At 70.6% G+C, this 15,484-nt stretch carries 14 protein-coding genes; 4 read left to right on the plus strand and 10 right to left on the minus strand.

Going from position 1 to position 15,484, the window contains the following annotated elements; translation table 11 throughout:
• Positions 1–4 precede the first annotated feature (4 nt).
• On the plus strand, positions 5–2,326 hold the full coding sequence (locus DW299_RS06770; RefSeq protein ID WP_136036127.1) for an arylsulfatase: 2,322 nt from the start codon (positions 5–7) through the stop codon (positions 2,324–2,326).
• Positions 2,327–2,347: 21 nt separating this feature from the next.
• Here DW299_RS06770 and DW299_RS06775 read toward each other — a convergent pair whose 3' ends face one another.
• On the minus strand, positions 2,348–3,979 hold the full coding sequence (locus DW299_RS06775; RefSeq protein WP_136036128.1) for an FAD-dependent oxidoreductase: 1,632 nt from the start codon (positions 3,977–3,979) through the stop codon (positions 2,348–2,350).
• Positions 3,976–4,140 carry a DUF8730 family Cys-rich protein gene (locus DW299_RS19730; RefSeq protein ID WP_504919221.1) on the minus strand — a complete coding sequence of 55 codons (165 nt, stop codon included), beginning with the start codon at positions 4,138–4,140 and terminating at the stop codon, positions 3,976–3,978. Before DW299_RS19730 ends, DW299_RS06775 begins: the two co-directional genes overlap by 4 nt.
• 89 nt (positions 4,141–4,229) lie before the next feature.
• On the opposite strand from DW299_RS19730, the gene DW299_RS06780 reads away from it, so the two are divergent.
• Positions 4,230–4,496 (plus strand): metal-sensitive transcriptional regulator, encoded by a 267-nt coding sequence (locus DW299_RS06780; RefSeq protein ID WP_136036129.1) that lies wholly within the window; start codon positions 4,230–4,232, stop codon positions 4,494–4,496.
• A 32-nt stretch (positions 4,497–4,528) separates the two neighbouring features.
• Here DW299_RS06780 and DW299_RS06785 read toward each other — a convergent pair whose 3' ends face one another.
• The 7 genes from DW299_RS06785 to DW299_RS06815 all read right to left on the minus strand — a co-directional run bounded on the left by DW299_RS06785 (position 4,529) and on the right by DW299_RS06815 (position 12,969).
• A complete protein-coding gene (locus DW299_RS06785; RefSeq protein WP_136036130.1) occupies positions 4,529–5,059 on the minus strand; it encodes a flavin reductase family protein in 531 nt (176 codons plus the stop codon).
• Positions 5,060–5,155: 96 nt separating this feature from the next.
• Positions 5,156–7,402 carry an exo-beta-d-1,3/1,6-glucosidase gene (locus DW299_RS06790; protein ID WP_136036131.1) on the minus strand — a complete coding sequence of 749 codons (2,247 nt, stop codon included), beginning with the start codon at positions 7,400–7,402 and terminating at the stop codon, positions 5,156–5,158.
• On the minus strand, positions 7,402–8,487 hold the full coding sequence (locus tag DW299_RS06795) for an ABC transporter permease (RefSeq protein ID WP_205814343.1): 1,086 nt from the start codon (positions 8,485–8,487) through the stop codon (positions 7,402–7,404). Before DW299_RS06795 ends, DW299_RS06790 begins: the two co-directional genes overlap by 1 nt.
• A gap of 1 nt (position 8,488) precedes the next feature.
• Positions 8,489–9,577, minus strand: a complete 1,089-nt coding sequence (locus tag DW299_RS06800; protein WP_136036132.1) for an ABC transporter permease — start codon at positions 9,575–9,577, stop codon at positions 8,489–8,491.
• Positions 9,574–10,377, minus strand: a complete 804-nt coding sequence (locus DW299_RS06805) for an ABC transporter ATP-binding protein (RefSeq protein ID WP_136036133.1) — start codon at positions 10,375–10,377, stop codon at positions 9,574–9,576. Before DW299_RS06805 ends, DW299_RS06800 begins: the two co-directional genes overlap by 4 nt.
• Positions 10,374–11,198, minus strand: a complete 825-nt coding sequence (locus tag DW299_RS06810; RefSeq protein WP_136036134.1) for an ABC transporter ATP-binding protein — start codon at positions 11,196–11,198, stop codon at positions 10,374–10,376. The genes DW299_RS06805 and DW299_RS06810 overlap by 4 nt, the downstream gene beginning before the upstream one ends.
• Before the next feature lie 109 nt (positions 11,199–11,307).
• Complete coding sequence (locus DW299_RS06815) at positions 11,308–12,969, minus strand: ABC transporter substrate-binding protein (protein WP_136036135.1); 1,662 nt, start codon at positions 12,967–12,969, stop codon at positions 11,308–11,310.
• A 125-nt stretch (positions 12,970–13,094) separates the two neighbouring features.
• Here DW299_RS06815 and DW299_RS06820 point away from each other — a divergent pair, with 125 nt between their 5' ends.
• Positions 13,095–13,739, plus strand: coding sequence for a TetR/AcrR family transcriptional regulator (locus DW299_RS06820; RefSeq protein ID WP_136036136.1), 645 nt, complete (start codon positions 13,095–13,097; stop codon positions 13,737–13,739).
• A 20-nt stretch (positions 13,740–13,759) separates the two neighbouring features.
• Positions 13,760–14,977, plus strand: a complete 1,218-nt coding sequence (locus DW299_RS06825; protein WP_136036137.1) for an amidohydrolase — start codon at positions 13,760–13,762, stop codon at positions 14,975–14,977.
• Positions 14,978–15,072: 95 nt separating this feature from the next.
• Here the strand turns inward: DW299_RS06825 and DW299_RS06830 are convergent, their stop codons facing one another.
• Positions 15,073–15,399 (minus strand): hypothetical protein, encoded by a 327-nt coding sequence (locus tag DW299_RS06830; protein WP_136036138.1) that lies wholly within the window; start codon positions 15,397–15,399, stop codon positions 15,073–15,075.
• Positions 15,400–15,484 lie beyond the last annotated feature (85 nt).

Genomic DNA, 15,484 nt, shown 5'->3' on the forward strand with positions numbered 1-15,484 from the left:
CATCATGGCTCGGGAGTTCCAGGGGAAGATCGAACTCGACATCCGCGACTCGACGCCTGACTGGGGGGCGTACGAGCTCACCAAGGCGCCGGAGGGTGCGCCGAACGTGCTGGTGATCCTGTTCGACGACACGGGTCTCGCGGCGTGGGAGCCGTACGGCGGGCGCATCCACATGCCCACGCTCCAGCGCCTCGCCGACAACGGCCTCACCTATTCGCAGTGGCACACGACCGCCCTGTGCTCGCCCACCCGGTCGACGTTCCTCACCGGACGCACGCACCACCAGAACGGCTACGCCACGATCTCCGAGACCTCAACGGGGTTCCCTGGCTACAACGGGCACATCCCGAAGTCGAACGCGCCGCTCGCGCGCATCCTCCGCGACAACGGCTGGTCCACGTACTGGGTCGGCAAGAACCACAACGTGCCGATCAACGCGATCTCCAGCGGCTCGGACCGCAGCGAATGGCCGCTCGGGCACGGCTTCGACCGGTTCTACGGCTTCATCGGCGGCGAGACCAACCAGTGGTACCCCGATCTGGCCGTCGACAACCACTACATCGACCAGCCCTCCCAGCCCGAGGACGGGTATCACCTGTCCAAGGACCTCGCGGATCAGGCGATCCGGATGCTGCGCGACACGAAGCAGTCGAACCCGGACAAGCCGTGGTACCTGTGGTTCTGCCCCGGCGCGAACCACGCCCCGCACCACGCCCCGCAGGAGTACATCGACAAGTACCGGGGCATGTTCGACGACGGCTACGAGGCGTACCGCGAGTGGGTGCTGCCGCGCATGATCGAGCGCGGCATCCTGCCGGAGGGCACGCAGCTGACCGACATGAACCCGATGACGCCCGGCACGTTCGCCGAGGTCGACAGCGTGCGTCCGTGGGCGGAGCTCACCGACGGGGAGAAGGCGCTGTTCTCGCGGACCGCGGAGGTGTACGCGGGGTTCAGCGAATACACCGATGCGCAGGTCGGCCGCATCATCGAGCACCTGGAGAAGTCGGGACAGCTCGACAACACGCTCATCATCTACGCCGCGGACAACGGCGCCTCCGGCGAGGGCAGCCCGAACGGCTCGATCAACGAGAACCTGTTCTTCAACGGCTACCCCGAAGACGTCGCGCGCAACCTGACGATGATCGACAAGCTCGGCGGGCCCGACGCCTACAACCACTACCCGACCGGCTGGGCGATGGCGTTCTCCACGCCGTTCCGCATGTTCAAGCGCTACTCCTACGCGGGCGGCTCGGCCGACCCGCTGATCATCCACTGGCCCGCGGGGATCACGGCGCGCGGCGAGGTGCGCAGCCAGTACCACCACTGCACCGACATCGTGCCGACGATCCTGGAGGCGTGCGGCGTCGAGGCGCCGACCGTCGTGGACGGCGTGGAGCAGACGCCGATGCCCGGCGTGCCGATGAACTACTCCTTCGACGCCGCCGACGCCCCCACCACCAAGCAGACGCAGTACTACGAGATGCTCGGCACCCGCGGCATCTGGAGCAAGGGGTGGAAGGCCGTCGCCGAGCACGGTCCCGTCCCGATCGGCCTGGGGCACTTCGACGAGGACCGCTGGCAGCTGTTCCACGTCGACGAGGACCGGGCGGAGGCCGTCGATCTCGCCGACCAGCACCCCGAGAAGCTGAAGGAGCTCACGGAGCTCTGGCTCGAAGAGGCGAAGAAGTACGACGTGCTGCCCCTGAACGACCTGGGCGTCGCCGACTTCATCAAGTACGAGTACCACCTGCCGGTGCCCGCGGACGGCCGCTTCACGTACTACCCGGAGACGACCGAGGTGCAGGAGCAGCTCGCCGCGCGCACGCAGCAGGTGTCGTTCAAGATCCTCGCCGACGTCGACTTCACCGCGGCGACCGAGGGCGTGATCGTCGCCCAGGGCTCGCGCTTCGGCGGCTACAGCCTGTACGTGCAGGACGGCACGCTGTCGTTCGTGTACAACTTCCTCGGCATCCCGCCCGAGCAGCGGGTCGGCACCGCCGCGCCGACCGAGGGCCGCCACATCGTCGGCGTCGGCTTCGAGAAGGAGGGCAGCGGCGACCACGGCGAAGCGCTCGGCACGCTCACGCTCTACGTCGACGACGAGGCCGTCGAGTCGATCCCGATCCGCACCCAGCTCGGCCGCTACGCCCTCACGGGCGAGGGACTGAGCGTCGGCTACGACTCGGGCGACACCGTGACCACCGCCTACCCCAACCGCTTCGCCTTCACGGGCGGCGAGATCCACCAGGTGGTCTACGACGTGGCCGACGACCACTACGTCGACGTGGAACGGGAGTTCGCCGCGAAGCTCGCCAGCGACTGAGGCCTCCGCGACTGCGGCGCGCTACCGCACCGTGCCGTCATGCCAGGTGCGGTAGCCGCCGTCGAGGTTGCGCACGTCGCGTCCGTGCTGCCGCAGCAGCCGCGTCGCGATGTGACCGCGGAGCCCCACCTGGCAGTGGACGACCAGCGGCCCCGCCGGCAGCTCGTCGAGGCGGTCGCGCAACTCGTCCAGCGGGACGTTGAGCGCGCCGGGGATCGCGCCGGCCGCGTGCTCCGCGGGGGAGCGCACATCGATGAGCACGGCCCCCGCGCGCACGGCGTCGTCGAGCCCGTGCCACTGCACGGTGGGGGTGGTGCCGGTGCGCGTGTTCTCGGCCACGTAGCCGAGCATGTTGACCGGGTCCTTCGCCGAGCCGAACTGCGGCGCATAGGCGAGCTCGAGCCGAGCGAGCCCCGCGGCCGTGACGCCCGCCTGCATCGCGGTGGCGATCACGTCGATGCGCTTGTCGACCCCGTCGCGACCCACCACCTGCGCGCCGAGGATGCGGTCGCTCGCCGGGTCGGCCAGGAGCTTCATCGACAGCGTCTCCGCACCGGGGTAGTAGCCCGCGTGCGAGCCCGGGTGCACGTGCACGACGTAGAACTCACGACCGGCGGCGCGGAGCTGCCGTTCGCTCCAGCCGGTCTTGGCGAGCGCGAGCCCGAACACGCCCACGATGCCGGTGCCGACGGCCGGTGACGCAGCCTCGACCCGGCCCGCGATGAGGTCGGCCACCATCCGGCCGTGCCGATTCGCGAGTCCCGCCATCGTGATGAGTGCGGGGCCGCCGCCCACCAGGTCGCTCTTCTCGACACCGTCGCCCACCGCGAACACGTCGGGGGCGCTGGTGCGGCAGGCGTCGTCCACCGCGATCCCGCCCGTCTCGCCGATCCGGATGCCCGCGTCCCGCGCGAGCCCGACCTCGGGCACCACTCCCGACGCGTCCACCACGAACTCGGCGGCCACGACGGTCCCGTCGCTCAGGGTCACGGCACCCGGCGCGGACGCGGTGATCTCGACGCCGAGCCGTACGTCCACCCCGCGCACCCGCAGCTCCTCGGCGAGCGGTGCGACCATCTCGGGGTCGAGCGGGGAGAGCAGCTGGGGCCCGCGCTGCACGAGCGTGACCGCGGCGCCACGGGCGACGAGGTTCTCGACGGCCTCCAGCCCCGTGTAACCGCCGCCGACCACGACCACGGGCAGCCCGGGTCGTGCCGCGGCGTGGATCGCGTCGGCATCGTCGACCGTGCGCAGGCTGCGCACGGGCGGTCCCGCGTCGGGCTCGTCGCGGCGCGGGCGAGCTCCGGTGGCGAGCACGAGGCGATCGTACGGCTGGAGCATCCGCTGCCCGTCGGGCCCTTCGACCTCGACGACGCGGCGGTCGGTGTCGATGTGCACGACCTCGTGGCGCACGCGCACGTCGAGCCGGAAGCGGCGGTGCAGCGACTCGGGGGCCTGCAGCAGCAGCGCCTCGCGGTCCTGGATCACCCCGCCCACGTAGTACGGGAGGCCGCAGTTGGCGTATGACACCTCCGGCCCGCGCTCGAAGACGACGATGTGCGCGGACTCATCCAGTCGGCGCAGTCGGGTGGCGGCGGACATCCCGCCCGCGACCCCGCCGACGATCACGACCGTGAGGGGCGCGGCACTCATCGGCCGAACAACCGCGACAGGAAGCCGCCGGTGGGCTGCTCGTCGGCGTGTCCGCCGCACCAGTCCGACCTCGGTACGGTCTGGCGGACGGCGTCGACGTGCTGACCACATCCCGCCCAGGTGGTCTTTCCGCAGGTTCGGCAACGGACGGCTCGGCACATGGGTGACTCCTCTCAATACCCCGGTGGGTATCCATCACTATACCCCCGGGGGTATAATGGAGTTCTCAGCCGACGATCAGGGAGCCGCCATGTCCACCACCGATGCCGAGACGCAACGCAAGATCGCCAACCGCCTCAAGCGCGCGCAGGGTCAGCTCGGCGCCGTGATCGCGGCCGTCGAGGCTGGCAGCGACTGCCGAGCGGTCGTCACGCAGCTCTCCGCCGTCACCTCCGCGCTCGACAAGGCGGGCTTCCAGATCATCGCCACCGCGATGAGGGACTGCCTCGACGGCCCGGAAGAGGAGGACGGCGTCTCCCTGCCCGAACTCGAGAAGCTGTTCCTCTCGCTCGCCTGACGGCAGGCCGGACCGCCGCCGGGCGGTCGGGGTCAGACGGCGGGGACGTGCGGCAGGGCGTGGAACCGGCGGTCCACGTACACCAGCGGGCGGGCGGGTCGCCCCGGCAGCACCTCCAGAACCTCCGCGATCACGACCGTCGAGGAGCCGACGGGCACGGTGTGCAGCGGGCGGCAGCGCAGCGCGACCCTCGCCTCCGGGAGGTGCGGCTCGCCGGTCGGCAGCGTCGACCAGCCCTGCTGCGACGTGAACCGCTCGGCACCGCTCACGGCGAAGCTCTGCGCGAGGTCGGAGTGCTCGTCGTCGATCAGGTGCACCACGAAGCTCGGCGCGGACAGGATCGCCCCGGCGCTCCCGGTCGCCCGCGTGACGGAGAACATGATCGCGGCGGGATCGACCGCCACGGACGACACGCTGGAGGCGGTGAGGCCCACCGGTCCGTCGGGGCCCTGAGCCGTGATGATCGCGACACCGGCGGGGTGCGCGCGGAACGCGGCCTTGAGTCCCTCGCCGACGGCGGACGGGACGGGGGCGGCGGGGTGGGGGCGGGGGTCGATGGTCATGCGGGGAACTTCCGGGTCACCCTTCCACCGTAAGACCTCAAGCGCGCTTGAGCTCAAATCGAGCGAACTCGTCCGTCCACCCTCCGCCCCACCGCCTCAGCCGATGCGGAACCCCGCCGCCCGCAGCACCTCCTCGCGCGAGCTCGGACCGACCAGCAGCGTGAACGCGCCGGGCTCCACCCGGCGCACACCCGCAGCATCGACGATCGTGCACTCGGCGGCGGGCACCTCCACCCGCACCCGCACCGACTCCCCCGGCACCACGTCCACCTGGCGGTACGCCTTGAGCTCCCGGTCGGTCCAGCTCACGCTCGTGACCTCGTCGCGCACGTACACCTGCACGGTCTCGCGCGCGGGCCGGGCTCCCGTGTTCGTCACGGTCACGTGACCCACGACCGTGTCGTCCGGGGTGAGAGCCTCCGCCTCCAGCTCCAGGTCGGAGTACTCGACCGTGGTGTACGAGCGCCCCTCGCCGAACGCCCAGGCGGGCGACTGCGTGAGGTCGGCGTACCGGTCGCCGTGCTGTCCGCGGATCTGGTTGTAGTAGGTCGGCTGCTGTCCCACGTGGCGCGCGAACGAGATCGGCAGCCGGCCGGACGGCTCGGCCAGGCCCGCCATGACCTCGGCCAGCGCGCGACCACCCTGCATCCCGGGGTTGGCCGCCCAGATCACGGCCGCCGCGCGCTGCGCCGACGCCGGGAGCACGAGCGGCTTCGACGCGAGCAGCACGATCACGACCGGCGTGCCGGTGTCGATCAGCGCGTCCAGCAGCGCGTTCTGGCCGCCGATGAGCTCGAGCGTGGCCGTCGAGCGGCCCTCACCCACGAGCTCGATCCGGTCGCCGACCACCGCGACCACGACGTCGGCGGCCTCGGCGTCGGCCACGGCCTCCGCGATCAGCGCCGCGTCGGGCGCACACGGCCGCACCACCGGCGGCCGCGGCTGCTTGTCGGGGAAGTGCGTGCCCCGCGGGTCGTCCTCGAGGGTGAGGATGTCGGCGCCGCGCGTGTGTGTCACCCGCCAGCCGTCCGCCGCGCGCAGCCCGTCGAGCACGGTCGTGATCATGTCGCGCGGCTGCCCGTCGAGCCACCCCGCCTGACCCGAACCTCCCGCCCAGTCGCCCAGCTGCGTCTGTGCGTCGTCGGCCAGGGGTCCCGTCACGGCGATGCGCAGCGGGGCGGCGGGGTCGAGCGGCAGCACGCCGTCGTTCTCCAGCAGCACGAGGGAGCGTCGCGCCGTCTCCAGGTTCAGCTCGGCGTGCGCGGCGCTGCCCACCACGGACGACAGGTCTGCGCGCGGCAGTCGCGGATCCTCGAACAGCCCGAGTTCGAACTTGAGCGTGAGGATGCGGGCGACCGCGTCGTCGAACGCGTCGTCGGGCAGCAGCCCCTGCGCCACCGCGTCGAGCGCGCCCTCGAAGAACCCGGGCGTGGTCATGACCATGTCGTTGCCCGCGCGCACCGCGGCCGCGGCCGCCTGGGTCAGGTCGGGCTGGATGCGCTGCTCCCACACCATGCGCCCGACGTTGTCCCAGTCGGTGATGAGGGTGCCGGTGTAGCCCCACTCGTCGCGCAGTACGTCGCTGAGCAGCCAGTCGTTCAGGGTGATCGGCACGCCGTCGGTGGTCTGGTAGCCGAGCATGAACGTGCGGCAGCCCTCGCGGGCCACGCGCTCGAACGGCGGCAGGAACCAGGAGCGCAGCTTGCGGCGCGAGATGTCGGCCTCGCTCGCATCCCGTCCGCCCTGCGTCTCGGAGTACCCCGCGAAGTGCTTGGCGGTCGCGAGGATCGCGGTCGGGTCGTCGAGCCCGTCGCCCTGGTAGCCGCGCACCATGGCGCTCGCGAGCTCGCCGATCAGGAACGGGTCCTCGCCGAACGTCTCGTTGATCCGGCCCCACCGCAGGTCGCGCGCGATGCACAGCACGGGAGAGAAGGTCCAGTGGATGCCGGTGACCGCGACCTCCTCCGCGGTGGCCCGCGCGACGCGCTCCAGCAGCCCGGCGTCCCACGTCGCGGCCATGCCCAGCTGGGTGGGGTAGATCGTCGCACCCGGCCAGAACGAGTGGCCGTGGATGCAGTCCTCGCCCACGAGCAGGGGGATGCGCAGGCGGGTCTGCGCCGTGAGCTCGTTCGCCCGCACGATGCGCTCGGGAGACGTGTGCAGGATCGAGCCGACGTGACGCCGCAGCACGTGGTCGTCGAGATCGTCGCGGGCGTCGAGCTGCAGCATCTGCCCGACCTTCTCCTCCACGCTCATGCGGGAGAGGAGGTCGGCGACCCGCTCGGGGATCGGCAGGGAGGGGTTCTGGTACGGAAGGGTGGTCGTCGGGAGCAGAGAGGTCATCACTTCGTGTTCTGTGTCGTCGTATCGGTGGTGTCGGTCGTCGGCAGGGGGACGGAGCGCACGGCCGTGACCGGCGCGTTCACGTCGAGCCCCTTCTTCTTCATGGCCCGTGCGCGCTCTCCGGCGGAACGCAGCCGCGGGTTCACATACTCGTCGATCCCGAAGTTGATCAGCGACAGGGCCACGCCGATGATCGCGATGCAGAGCCCCGCGGGCACGTACCACCACCACAACCGGGGGAAGGCGCCGTTCTGCTGCGCCCAGAACAGGATCGTGCCCCAGTTGAGGTTGCTCACCGGGATCACCCCGATGAACGCGAGCGTCGTGAGGCCGAGGATCGCGGCGGTCACGGTGCCGACGAAGCTCGACGCGATGAGCGCCATCAGGTTCGGCAGCATCTCGACCGTGATGATGCGGCGCAGCGGCTCGCCGTTGGCGCGGGCGGCCTGGATGAAGTCGCGGTTGCGCAGCGACATGGTCTGCGCCCGCAGCACGCGCGCACCCCACGCCCACCCGGTGAGCCCGAGCACGGCGGCGATCACGATCAGCGGCGGGTTGTCGAACTGCGACGCGATGATGATGATCAGCGGGATGCCGGGGATCACGAGGAACACGTTGGTCAGCGCCGACAGCGACTCGCTCTTCCAGCCGCGCACGTACCCGGCGATCACGCCGACCGTGATGGCGATGATGGTGGCGATGAACGCGGCGAGGAAGCCGACGACGATCACCCCGCGCGTGCCGTAGATGATCTGGCTCAGCACGTCCTCCCCCATGTGCGTCGTCCCGAGCCAGTGCTCCCACGACGGCGGCTGGCGGAGCGCGGTGCGGTCCTTCTGGGTGGGTCCGTACGGGGCGATCCACGGTGCCAGGATCGCGACGAGCACGAAGATCCCGAGGATGATGAGCCCGGCCAGGGACTTCGGGTTGCGGAACATCGCGAACGCCTGGCCGAGCTGCGACCGGAACGTCGCGCGGTGCGGGTCGCCCGACGGCGCGGTGCGCAGGGTCGCGGTCTCCGGCATGCCCGAGGCGACAGGCGAGCCGTCGGGGGCGGTGCCTGCGGCGGTGGTGGGAACGGTCATGTCAGGCCTCCGTCTGGCGGGTGCGCGGGTCGAGGTAGGCGTAGACCACGTCGGCGAGGATGTTGGCCACGAGCACCGACAGCGTGATCACCAGGAACACGCCCTGCATGAGCGCGAAGTCCTTGGCGTTGGTGGCGTCGAGCAGCAGCTTGCCGACACCGGGATAGCTGAACACCATCTCCATGACGATGGTGCCGCCCACGATGAAGCCGATCGACAGCGCGAAGCTCTGGATCTGCGGGAGCACGGCGTTGCGGGCGGCGTAGGCCCACAGCACGCGCCGGTTCGGCATGCCCTTCGCCTGCGCGACCGTGATGTAGTCGTCGTCGAGCACGGTCAGCATCATGTTGCGCATGCCGAGCACCCAGCCGCCCAGCGAGGCCACCACGATGGTGAGCGCGGGCAGGGTGCCGTGCATGATCACCTGCCCGATGAAGTCCAGGCTCCACTCCGGCGACTGCCCCTTGTCGTAGGCGTGCGACGACGGGAACCACTTGAGCGTCGATGAGAAGACGGCGATCGCGATGAGCCCGAGCCAGAAATACGGGATCGTGTTGAAGAAGGTGGTCACCGGGATGATCGCGTCGAGCCTGCTGCCGCGCTTCCACCCCACGATGGCCCCGGCGACCGTGCCGATCGCGAACGAGATGATCGTCGCGATGCCGACCAGCCCGAGCGTCCACGGGAGGGCGGAGGCGAGCACCTCGGCGACCGGACGCAGACCGTGCAGCGTGGAGATGCCCAAGTCGCCGCGCAGCAGCATGCCCCAGTACTCGACGTACTGCTGCCACACCGATTTGTCGGAGTCGATGCCGAGCAGGATGCGCAGGGCATCGGCGGCCTCCGGGCTCACGTTGGGGTTGCGCGCGAGGTACGAGCTCACCGCGTCGCCCTTCATGAGCCGGGGCAGGAAGAAGTTGATCGTGATCGCCGCCCACAGGGTGAAGAGGTAGAAGCCCGCGCGCCCGGCGAAGAAGCGCCACGGCACGCGACGCCGGCCACGGTCGACCGCCGTCGCGGTGGTGCCGACCTCGAGGGCGTCGCGCGCGACGAGGTCGTTGTCGTCCAGCTGGGGGAAGGCGGTACTCACCGCGCACCTCCGTTCGTGGTGGCGGCGAAGTGCTTCTCCGGGTCGGGAGAGGCGGCGCGCAGCTCGCGGGTGTAGGGGTCCTGCGGGTTCAGGATGACGTCGTCGGCGGTGCCGTACTCGACCACGCGGCCCTGGTTGAGCACCATGATCTCGTCGCTGAAGTGGCGGGCGGTGGCCAGGTCGTGCGTGATGTAGAGCACGCCGAGTCCCTCGTCACGCTGCAGCTCGGCGAGCAGGCTCAGCACGCCGAGACGGATCGACACGTCGAGCATCGACACGGGCTCGTCCGCCACGAGCAGCGACGGGCGGGAGGCGAGGGCGCGGGCGATGGCCACACGCTGCCGCTGGCCGCCCGACAGTTCGTGCGGGCGGCGGTCGATCACGGCGTCGGCGTCGAGCCGCACGCGCGCGAGCAGGCGCCGCACCTCGGCATCGGTGTCCTTCTTCGGCACGACGTCGTCGAGGCGGATGGGCCGCTCCAGGTGGTAGCGGATGGAGTGGGAGGGGTTGAGCGAGGCGAACGGATCCTGGAACACCATGCGCAGCTGCTGGCGGTAGCTCCGCAGCCCCCTGCCGCGCCGCGGGATCGGGGTGCCGTCGAGCAGCACCTCCCCGCTGGTGGGGGTCTCGAGCTGGGTGAGGATCTTCGCGATCGTGGACTTGCCGCTGCCGGACTGCCCGACGAGTCCGATCGTGCGTCCGGACTCGAGGGTGAAGCTCACGTCGTCGAGGGCCTTGATCTGGCCGGCGCCGCGCACGGTGTAGCTCTTGGTGACGTGTCGGAACTCGAGCGTGGTCATCGCACCAGCACCCCTCTCTCGCCGGTCAGCCGGGGGAACGACGACAGCAGCCGCCGCGTGTACTCGTGCTGCGGCGCGTTCCAGATGCGCTCGGCCGTGTCGAGCTCGACGATCTCGCCCTCGCGCATGATCGCGATGCGGTCGCTGATCTCGAGCAGCAGCGGCAGGTCGTGGGTGATGAAGACGACCGAGAACCCGAACTCGCGCCGCAGCTGCGAGATCTGCTTCAGGATCTCGCGCTGCACCAGCACGTCGAGCGCCGTGGTGGGCTCGTCCATCACCATCAGCTGCGGGCGCAGGGCGAGCGCCATCGCGATCATCACGCGCTGGCGCATGCCGCCCGACAGCTCGTGCGGGAAGGACCGGTGGCGCTGGCGGCCGACCTTCACGATCTCGAGCAGCTCCTCCGCCTCGGCCCTGCGCTGGCGGCGGTTCATGCCGGGACGGTGGATCTCGAACACGTCCTCCAGTTGCGAGCCGACCGTGGCGACCGGGTTGAGGGCGTTCATCGCGCCCTGGAACACCATCGACACCTTGTCCCAGCGGAATCGCTGCATCGCGTCGACATCGAGCGCGTTGATGTCGATGTCCGCTCCGGAGGCATCGTGGAAGGTCACACTGCCTCCGGTGATGACGGCGGGAGCACGCAGCAGCCGCTGCACACCGTAGGCGAGCGTGGTCTTGCCGCAGCCGCTCTCCCCGGCGAGCCCGAGGATCTCGCCGCGCTGGAGTTCGAGGGTCACGTCCTTCACCGCCGCGACGGGCGGATCGACGTCGTACACGACCGAGAAGTCGCGCACGGTGAGCAGGGGGTCTGGCATGGGGTGTCCTTCGTGGGAGGCGTCCGTCGTCTCGTCGCTCTGCTTCTCGCTCAGGAACCGGTCGCCGAGGGCGAACCGGTCCCTGAGCGGTCGGAGCGAGACGACGGGTCTACTCGGCGGGCTTCAGCTTCGTGAGTATCTGCACGATGTTCGGCTGCGTGGGGTCGGCCGACGCGTACGTGTCGGTCTCCGATGGCCAGCCGACGTAGTTGCGCGTGTTGAACTCGCCCAGCAGCGGGTGGGCGCCCAGCGGGATGGCCGGCACCTGCTCCGAGAAGATCGTCTGCAGCGTGTCGATCGCGGCGGTGCGCTCCTCGTCGGACGAAGCGTTCGCGTACGTGTTCAGCGCCGTCGTCGCCGCGGGGTCGTCGAAGCGGCCGAAGTTGAAGCCGGCCTTGCCCTCGGGGGAGATCCACCGCGGGTCCATGGTCGAGGTGTACAGCCCGTAGGCGGTGCCGCTGTCCTCCAGCCAGTGGATGATCGCGGAGAAGGTGCCGTTGTCGCGGGGGTCGGCCCAGCCGCCCCAGTCGGGCATGTCGATCTTGACCTCGGCGCCGATGCCGTCCTTCACGTCTTCGGCGATGAGCTCCTGTGTGGTGTTCCAGTCGCTCCAGCCGGACGGGACGGAGAGCGTGAACGACACGGGCGTGCCGTCCGGGTCGATCAGGGCGTCGTCCTTCCAGGTGTACCCGGCGGTCTCGAGCAGGTCGCGCGCCTTGTCGGCGTCGACCTTGTAGTCCACGCCCTGGAACTCGGGCTGGATCTCGTCCTCGAGGATCGACGACAGGCCGGTGACCGACCAGACGGGCTCACTGGCGCCTTCGCGGGCGATGTCGACGTAGGCGTCGCGGTCGATCACCCAGGCGAGCGCCTGCCGGAAGGCCGGGTCGTCGAACGGCTTCTGCTGCAGGTTCATGAACAGCGTGGCGGAGCCGGTGGTCGGGGAGGCGAGGAACTGGTTGTGCTCGGGGTCGGCCGAGAGGAACTGCTCCTCGATCTGCGGGATGAACGCCTGGGCCCAGTCGGCGTCGCCATTGGCGAGAGCCGTGGTGAGGGCGGTGTTGTCGCCGTAGGAGACGTAGTGCAGCTCGGGCACGGCGAGGTCGCCGCCCCAGTAGTCGTCGCGGGCGTCGAGCGTGACCGACTCGGTCGACCAGTTGGCCATCGCGTAGGGGCCGGTGCCGACGAGGTCGTCGCCCTTGACGGGGTCGGTGGCGGGGTCGTCGAACTTCTCCCAGATGTGCTTGGGGACGATGGGCACGTGCAGCACGCGCGCCTGGTTGACGTACTTGGAGTCGCCGAAGCTCAGCACGACCGTGTCGCCGTCGACCTCGGCTCCCTCGTACTTGAGGCCGGCGGTGTCGAGCGCGGGGATCGAGGCGGTCTCGAAGGAGAAGACGATGTCGTCGGCGGTGAACGGCTCGCCGTCGCTCCAGGTGACGCCCTCGCGGGGGACGACCGTGAGCTGCGTGTAGTCGTCGTTCCACTCGAGGCTCTCGGCGAGCCACGGCGTGGTACCGCGGTCTCCCGTCTGGTTCACCAGGGCCAGGGTCTCGAACACGACCTTGGCGTAGCCGTACTTCGACGCGGCGGAGTCGCCGACGAACGGGTTGTTCGACTCGGTGGTGATGGCGCCGTCCGGCTTGGCGATGGTGAGGGCGGCGCCGCCGGCTGCGGTGTCGTCCGACCCTCCGGACGAGCATCCGGCGAGGGCCGAGACCCCGAGTGCGGTGATCGCGGTGGCGGCGATCAGAGACGTTCTGAGCTTCATTGCTTCTCCTTGGGCACGGTCGTTGTGCGGCGGCGGTTTGCTTACTGTCGAGAAAGTAAGCTGAGGTGAGGTTACCGAGGAGTAAGTTGGTTGGCAAGCGGGGCCGGTTGAGGAGAGGACGACGCATGTCGGAGAGCGATCACGCCGTGCGGGTGCGCCCGGCGACGCGGGAGAAGCGCGAGCAGATCCTCAAGGCGGCCATCGAGATCTTCGGCAACAAGGGCTCGACCAACGGCACCCTCGCCGATGTCGCCGAGCAGGTCGGCATCACGCACGCCGGGGTGCTCCACCACTTCGGCTCGAAGCAGAAGCTGCTGCTCGAGGTGCTGGCCTACCGCGACCAGGACGACGTCGCCGGGCTCGCCCAGAAGCACATCCCCGACGGCCCCGAGCTGTTCCTGCACCTCGTGCGCACGGCCCTCACGAACGAGAAGCGCCCAGGCATCGTGCAGGCGTACACCGTGCTCTCGGCGGAATCGGTGACCGACGACCACCCCTCCCGCCCCTACTTCGAGGACCGCTACACCACCCTCCGCCGCGAGGTCGCCGCCGCCTTCAGCGAGCTCTGCGCGCAGGAGGGCGTGACCGAGCCCGACACGATCGCGGCGGCGTCGGCCGCGATCCTCGCCGTGATGGACGGCCTGCAGCTGCAGTGGCTGCTGCACCCGGACGCGGTCGACCTGGCCGACGCCAGCGCCTTCGCGATCCGCGCGATCGTGAACGGCGTGCTCCACCCCGGGCCGGAACTCGAGTCCTACGCCCGGCCCTGACCCCGGGCTAGGCTCGGCCCATGGCCATCGATCTCGAAGCGCTCTACATCGACCTCCATCAGCACCCCGAGCTCTCGTTCCAGGAGACGCGCACCGCGGGCATCGCCGCCCAGCATCTGCGTGACCTCGGGCTCGACGTGGAGGAGGGCGTCGGCGTGACCGGCGTCGTCGGCGTGCTGCGCAACGGCGACGGCCCCGTGGTGTGGGTGCGCGCCGACATGGACGCCCTGCCCGTGGAGGAGCAGACCGGCCGCGCGTACGCGAGCACCGCCAAGGGCGTCGACCCGTCCGGCACCACCGTGCCCGTCATGCACGCGTGCGGCCACGACATGCACGTGACCGCGATGATCGGCGCGGTCGAGAAGCTGGTGGCGGAGCGCGAGGACTGGTCGGGCACGCTCGTGGTGCTCATCCAGCCCGCGGAGGAATACGGTGCCGGCGCCAGGGCCATGCTCGACGACGGCCTGCTCGCGCGGTACCCGAAGCCCGACGTGGTGCTCGGCCAGCACGTGACCCCGCTCTCCGCGGGCGTGATCGGGGTGCGCAGCGGCACGCAGATGGCCGCGTCGGACGGCCTCACCGTCACCCTCCACGGCCGCGGCGGCCACGGCTCCCGGCCGCACGCCACGATCGACCCCGTCGTGATGGCGGCCGCCACGGTGATGCGCCTGCAGACCATCGTGTCACGCGAGATCGACCCGCAGGGGGTGGCCGTGGTCACGGTCGGATCGATCCACGCCGGCCTCAAGAACAACATCATCCCGGCCGAGGCGAAGCTCGAGCTCAGCCTCCGCTACCCGAACGACCAGGTGCGCGAGAAGGTGCTCGCGAGCGTGGAGCGCATCGTGCGCGCCGAGGCCACCGCATCCGGCGCCGAGCGGGAGCCCGAGATCCGCACCGACCACACCCTGCCCGCCACGATCAACGACGAGGAGGCGACCGAGCGCGTCACGACGGCACTCCAGCGTGCGCTCGGCGAGACCGCCGTGATCGACCCCGGCATGTTCACCGGCAGCGAGGACGTCTCCTGGTTCGCGCGAGACGCGGGCGTGCCGCTCGTGTTCTGGTTCTGGGGTGGCGTGGATCCCGCACGGTTCGCCGAGGCCCTCGCCGCCGGCCGCCTGGAGCAGGACATCCCCACCAACCACTCGCCGTTCTTCGCCCCCGAGATCCACCCCACGATCGAGGTCGGCGTCACGGCCATGTCGGCCGCCGCGCGCGAGTTCCTGGGCGCGTAGGGGACGCCCGAGCGGGGCGACGCCGGAGCGGGGCGGCTCCGTTCGGCGACGCGCGGGGGCTGCGACGCACGGCGCCGCGGATCAGTGGCCGCGGATCAGATCCCGCGCACCGTGACGCGCTCGCGGCCGAGCTGGCTGCTGCGGTTGTTGAGGCACCGCGTGCACAGCAGCTCCACGCGGCGCGGGTGGCCGCCGCCGCAGACGCACTCGGTCGTCACCCGCCACGCGGCCGCCCTGCCGCACGGCACCGGGGCGTCGCGACCGGTGTCGACGGCGGTGTGCGGGGTGTCGGACCCGGTGTGCGGACACTCGCAGCGCGGATCCTCGTCGAGGTCGGGCAGGAGCGCCGGGTCGGTGTGCGGACGGTCGTCCGTCGCGGGCGACGTGCGGGCGGGCGAGGCGGCGGAGGTCATCGCCGTCATGCTCCCACGATCCGTGGCACGGCGCGACGGGTGGCCCGGGTCACACACCCACGATGCGCGGAGCCGGCGGGGGCGGCGGGGCGAG

Source organism: Microbacterium sp. K35 (assembly GCF_004794375.1).
In the GTDB taxonomy this organism is placed as follows: Bacteria; Actinomycetota; Actinomycetes; order Actinomycetales; family Microbacteriaceae; genus Microbacterium; species Microbacterium sufflavum.

What these genes read in the sequence shown, in the direction of transcription:
- DW299_RS06770 (WP_136036127.1), top strand. Translation starts at nt 5, where the DNA reads ATGGCTCGGGAGTTCCAGGGGAAGATCGAACTCGACATCCGCGACTCG.
- DW299_RS06775 (WP_136036128.1), bottom strand. Translation starts at nt 3,979, where the DNA reads ATGAGTGCCGCGCCCCTCACGGTCGTGATCGTCGGCGGGGTCGCGGGC.
- DW299_RS19730 (WP_504919221.1), bottom strand. Translation starts at nt 4,140, where the DNA reads ATGTGCCGAGCCGTCCGTTGCCGAACCTGCGGAAAGACCACCTGGGCG.
- DW299_RS06780 (WP_136036129.1), top strand. Translation starts at nt 4,230, where the DNA reads ATGTCCACCACCGATGCCGAGACGCAACGCAAGATCGCCAACCGCCTC.
- DW299_RS06785 (WP_136036130.1), bottom strand. Translation starts at nt 5,059, where the DNA reads ATGACCATCGACCCCCGCCCCCACCCCGCCGCCCCCGTCCCGTCCGCC.
- DW299_RS06790 (WP_136036131.1), bottom strand. Translation starts at nt 7,402, where the DNA reads ATGACCTCTCTGCTCCCGACGACCACCCTTCCGTACCAGAACCCCTCC.
- DW299_RS06795 (WP_205814343.1), bottom strand. Translation starts at nt 8,487, where the DNA reads ATGACCGTTCCCACCACCGCCGCAGGCACCGCCCCCGACGGCTCGCCT.
- DW299_RS06805 (WP_136036133.1), bottom strand. Translation starts at nt 10,377, where the DNA reads ATGACCACGCTCGAGTTCCGACACGTCACCAAGAGCTACACCGTGCGC.
- DW299_RS06810 (WP_136036134.1), bottom strand. Translation starts at nt 11,198, where the DNA reads ATGCCAGACCCCCTGCTCACCGTGCGCGACTTCTCGGTCGTGTACGAC.
- DW299_RS06815 (WP_136036135.1), bottom strand. Translation starts at nt 12,969, where the DNA reads ATGAAGCTCAGAACGTCTCTGATCGCCGCCACCGCGATCACCGCACTC.
- DW299_RS06820 (WP_136036136.1), top strand. Translation starts at nt 13,095, where the DNA reads ATGTCGGAGAGCGATCACGCCGTGCGGGTGCGCCCGGCGACGCGGGAG.
- DW299_RS06825 (WP_136036137.1), top strand. Translation starts at nt 13,760, where the DNA reads ATGGCCATCGATCTCGAAGCGCTCTACATCGACCTCCATCAGCACCCC.
- DW299_RS06830 (WP_136036138.1), bottom strand. Translation starts at nt 15,399, where the DNA reads ATGACGGCGATGACCTCCGCCGCCTCGCCCGCCCGCACGTCGCCCGCG.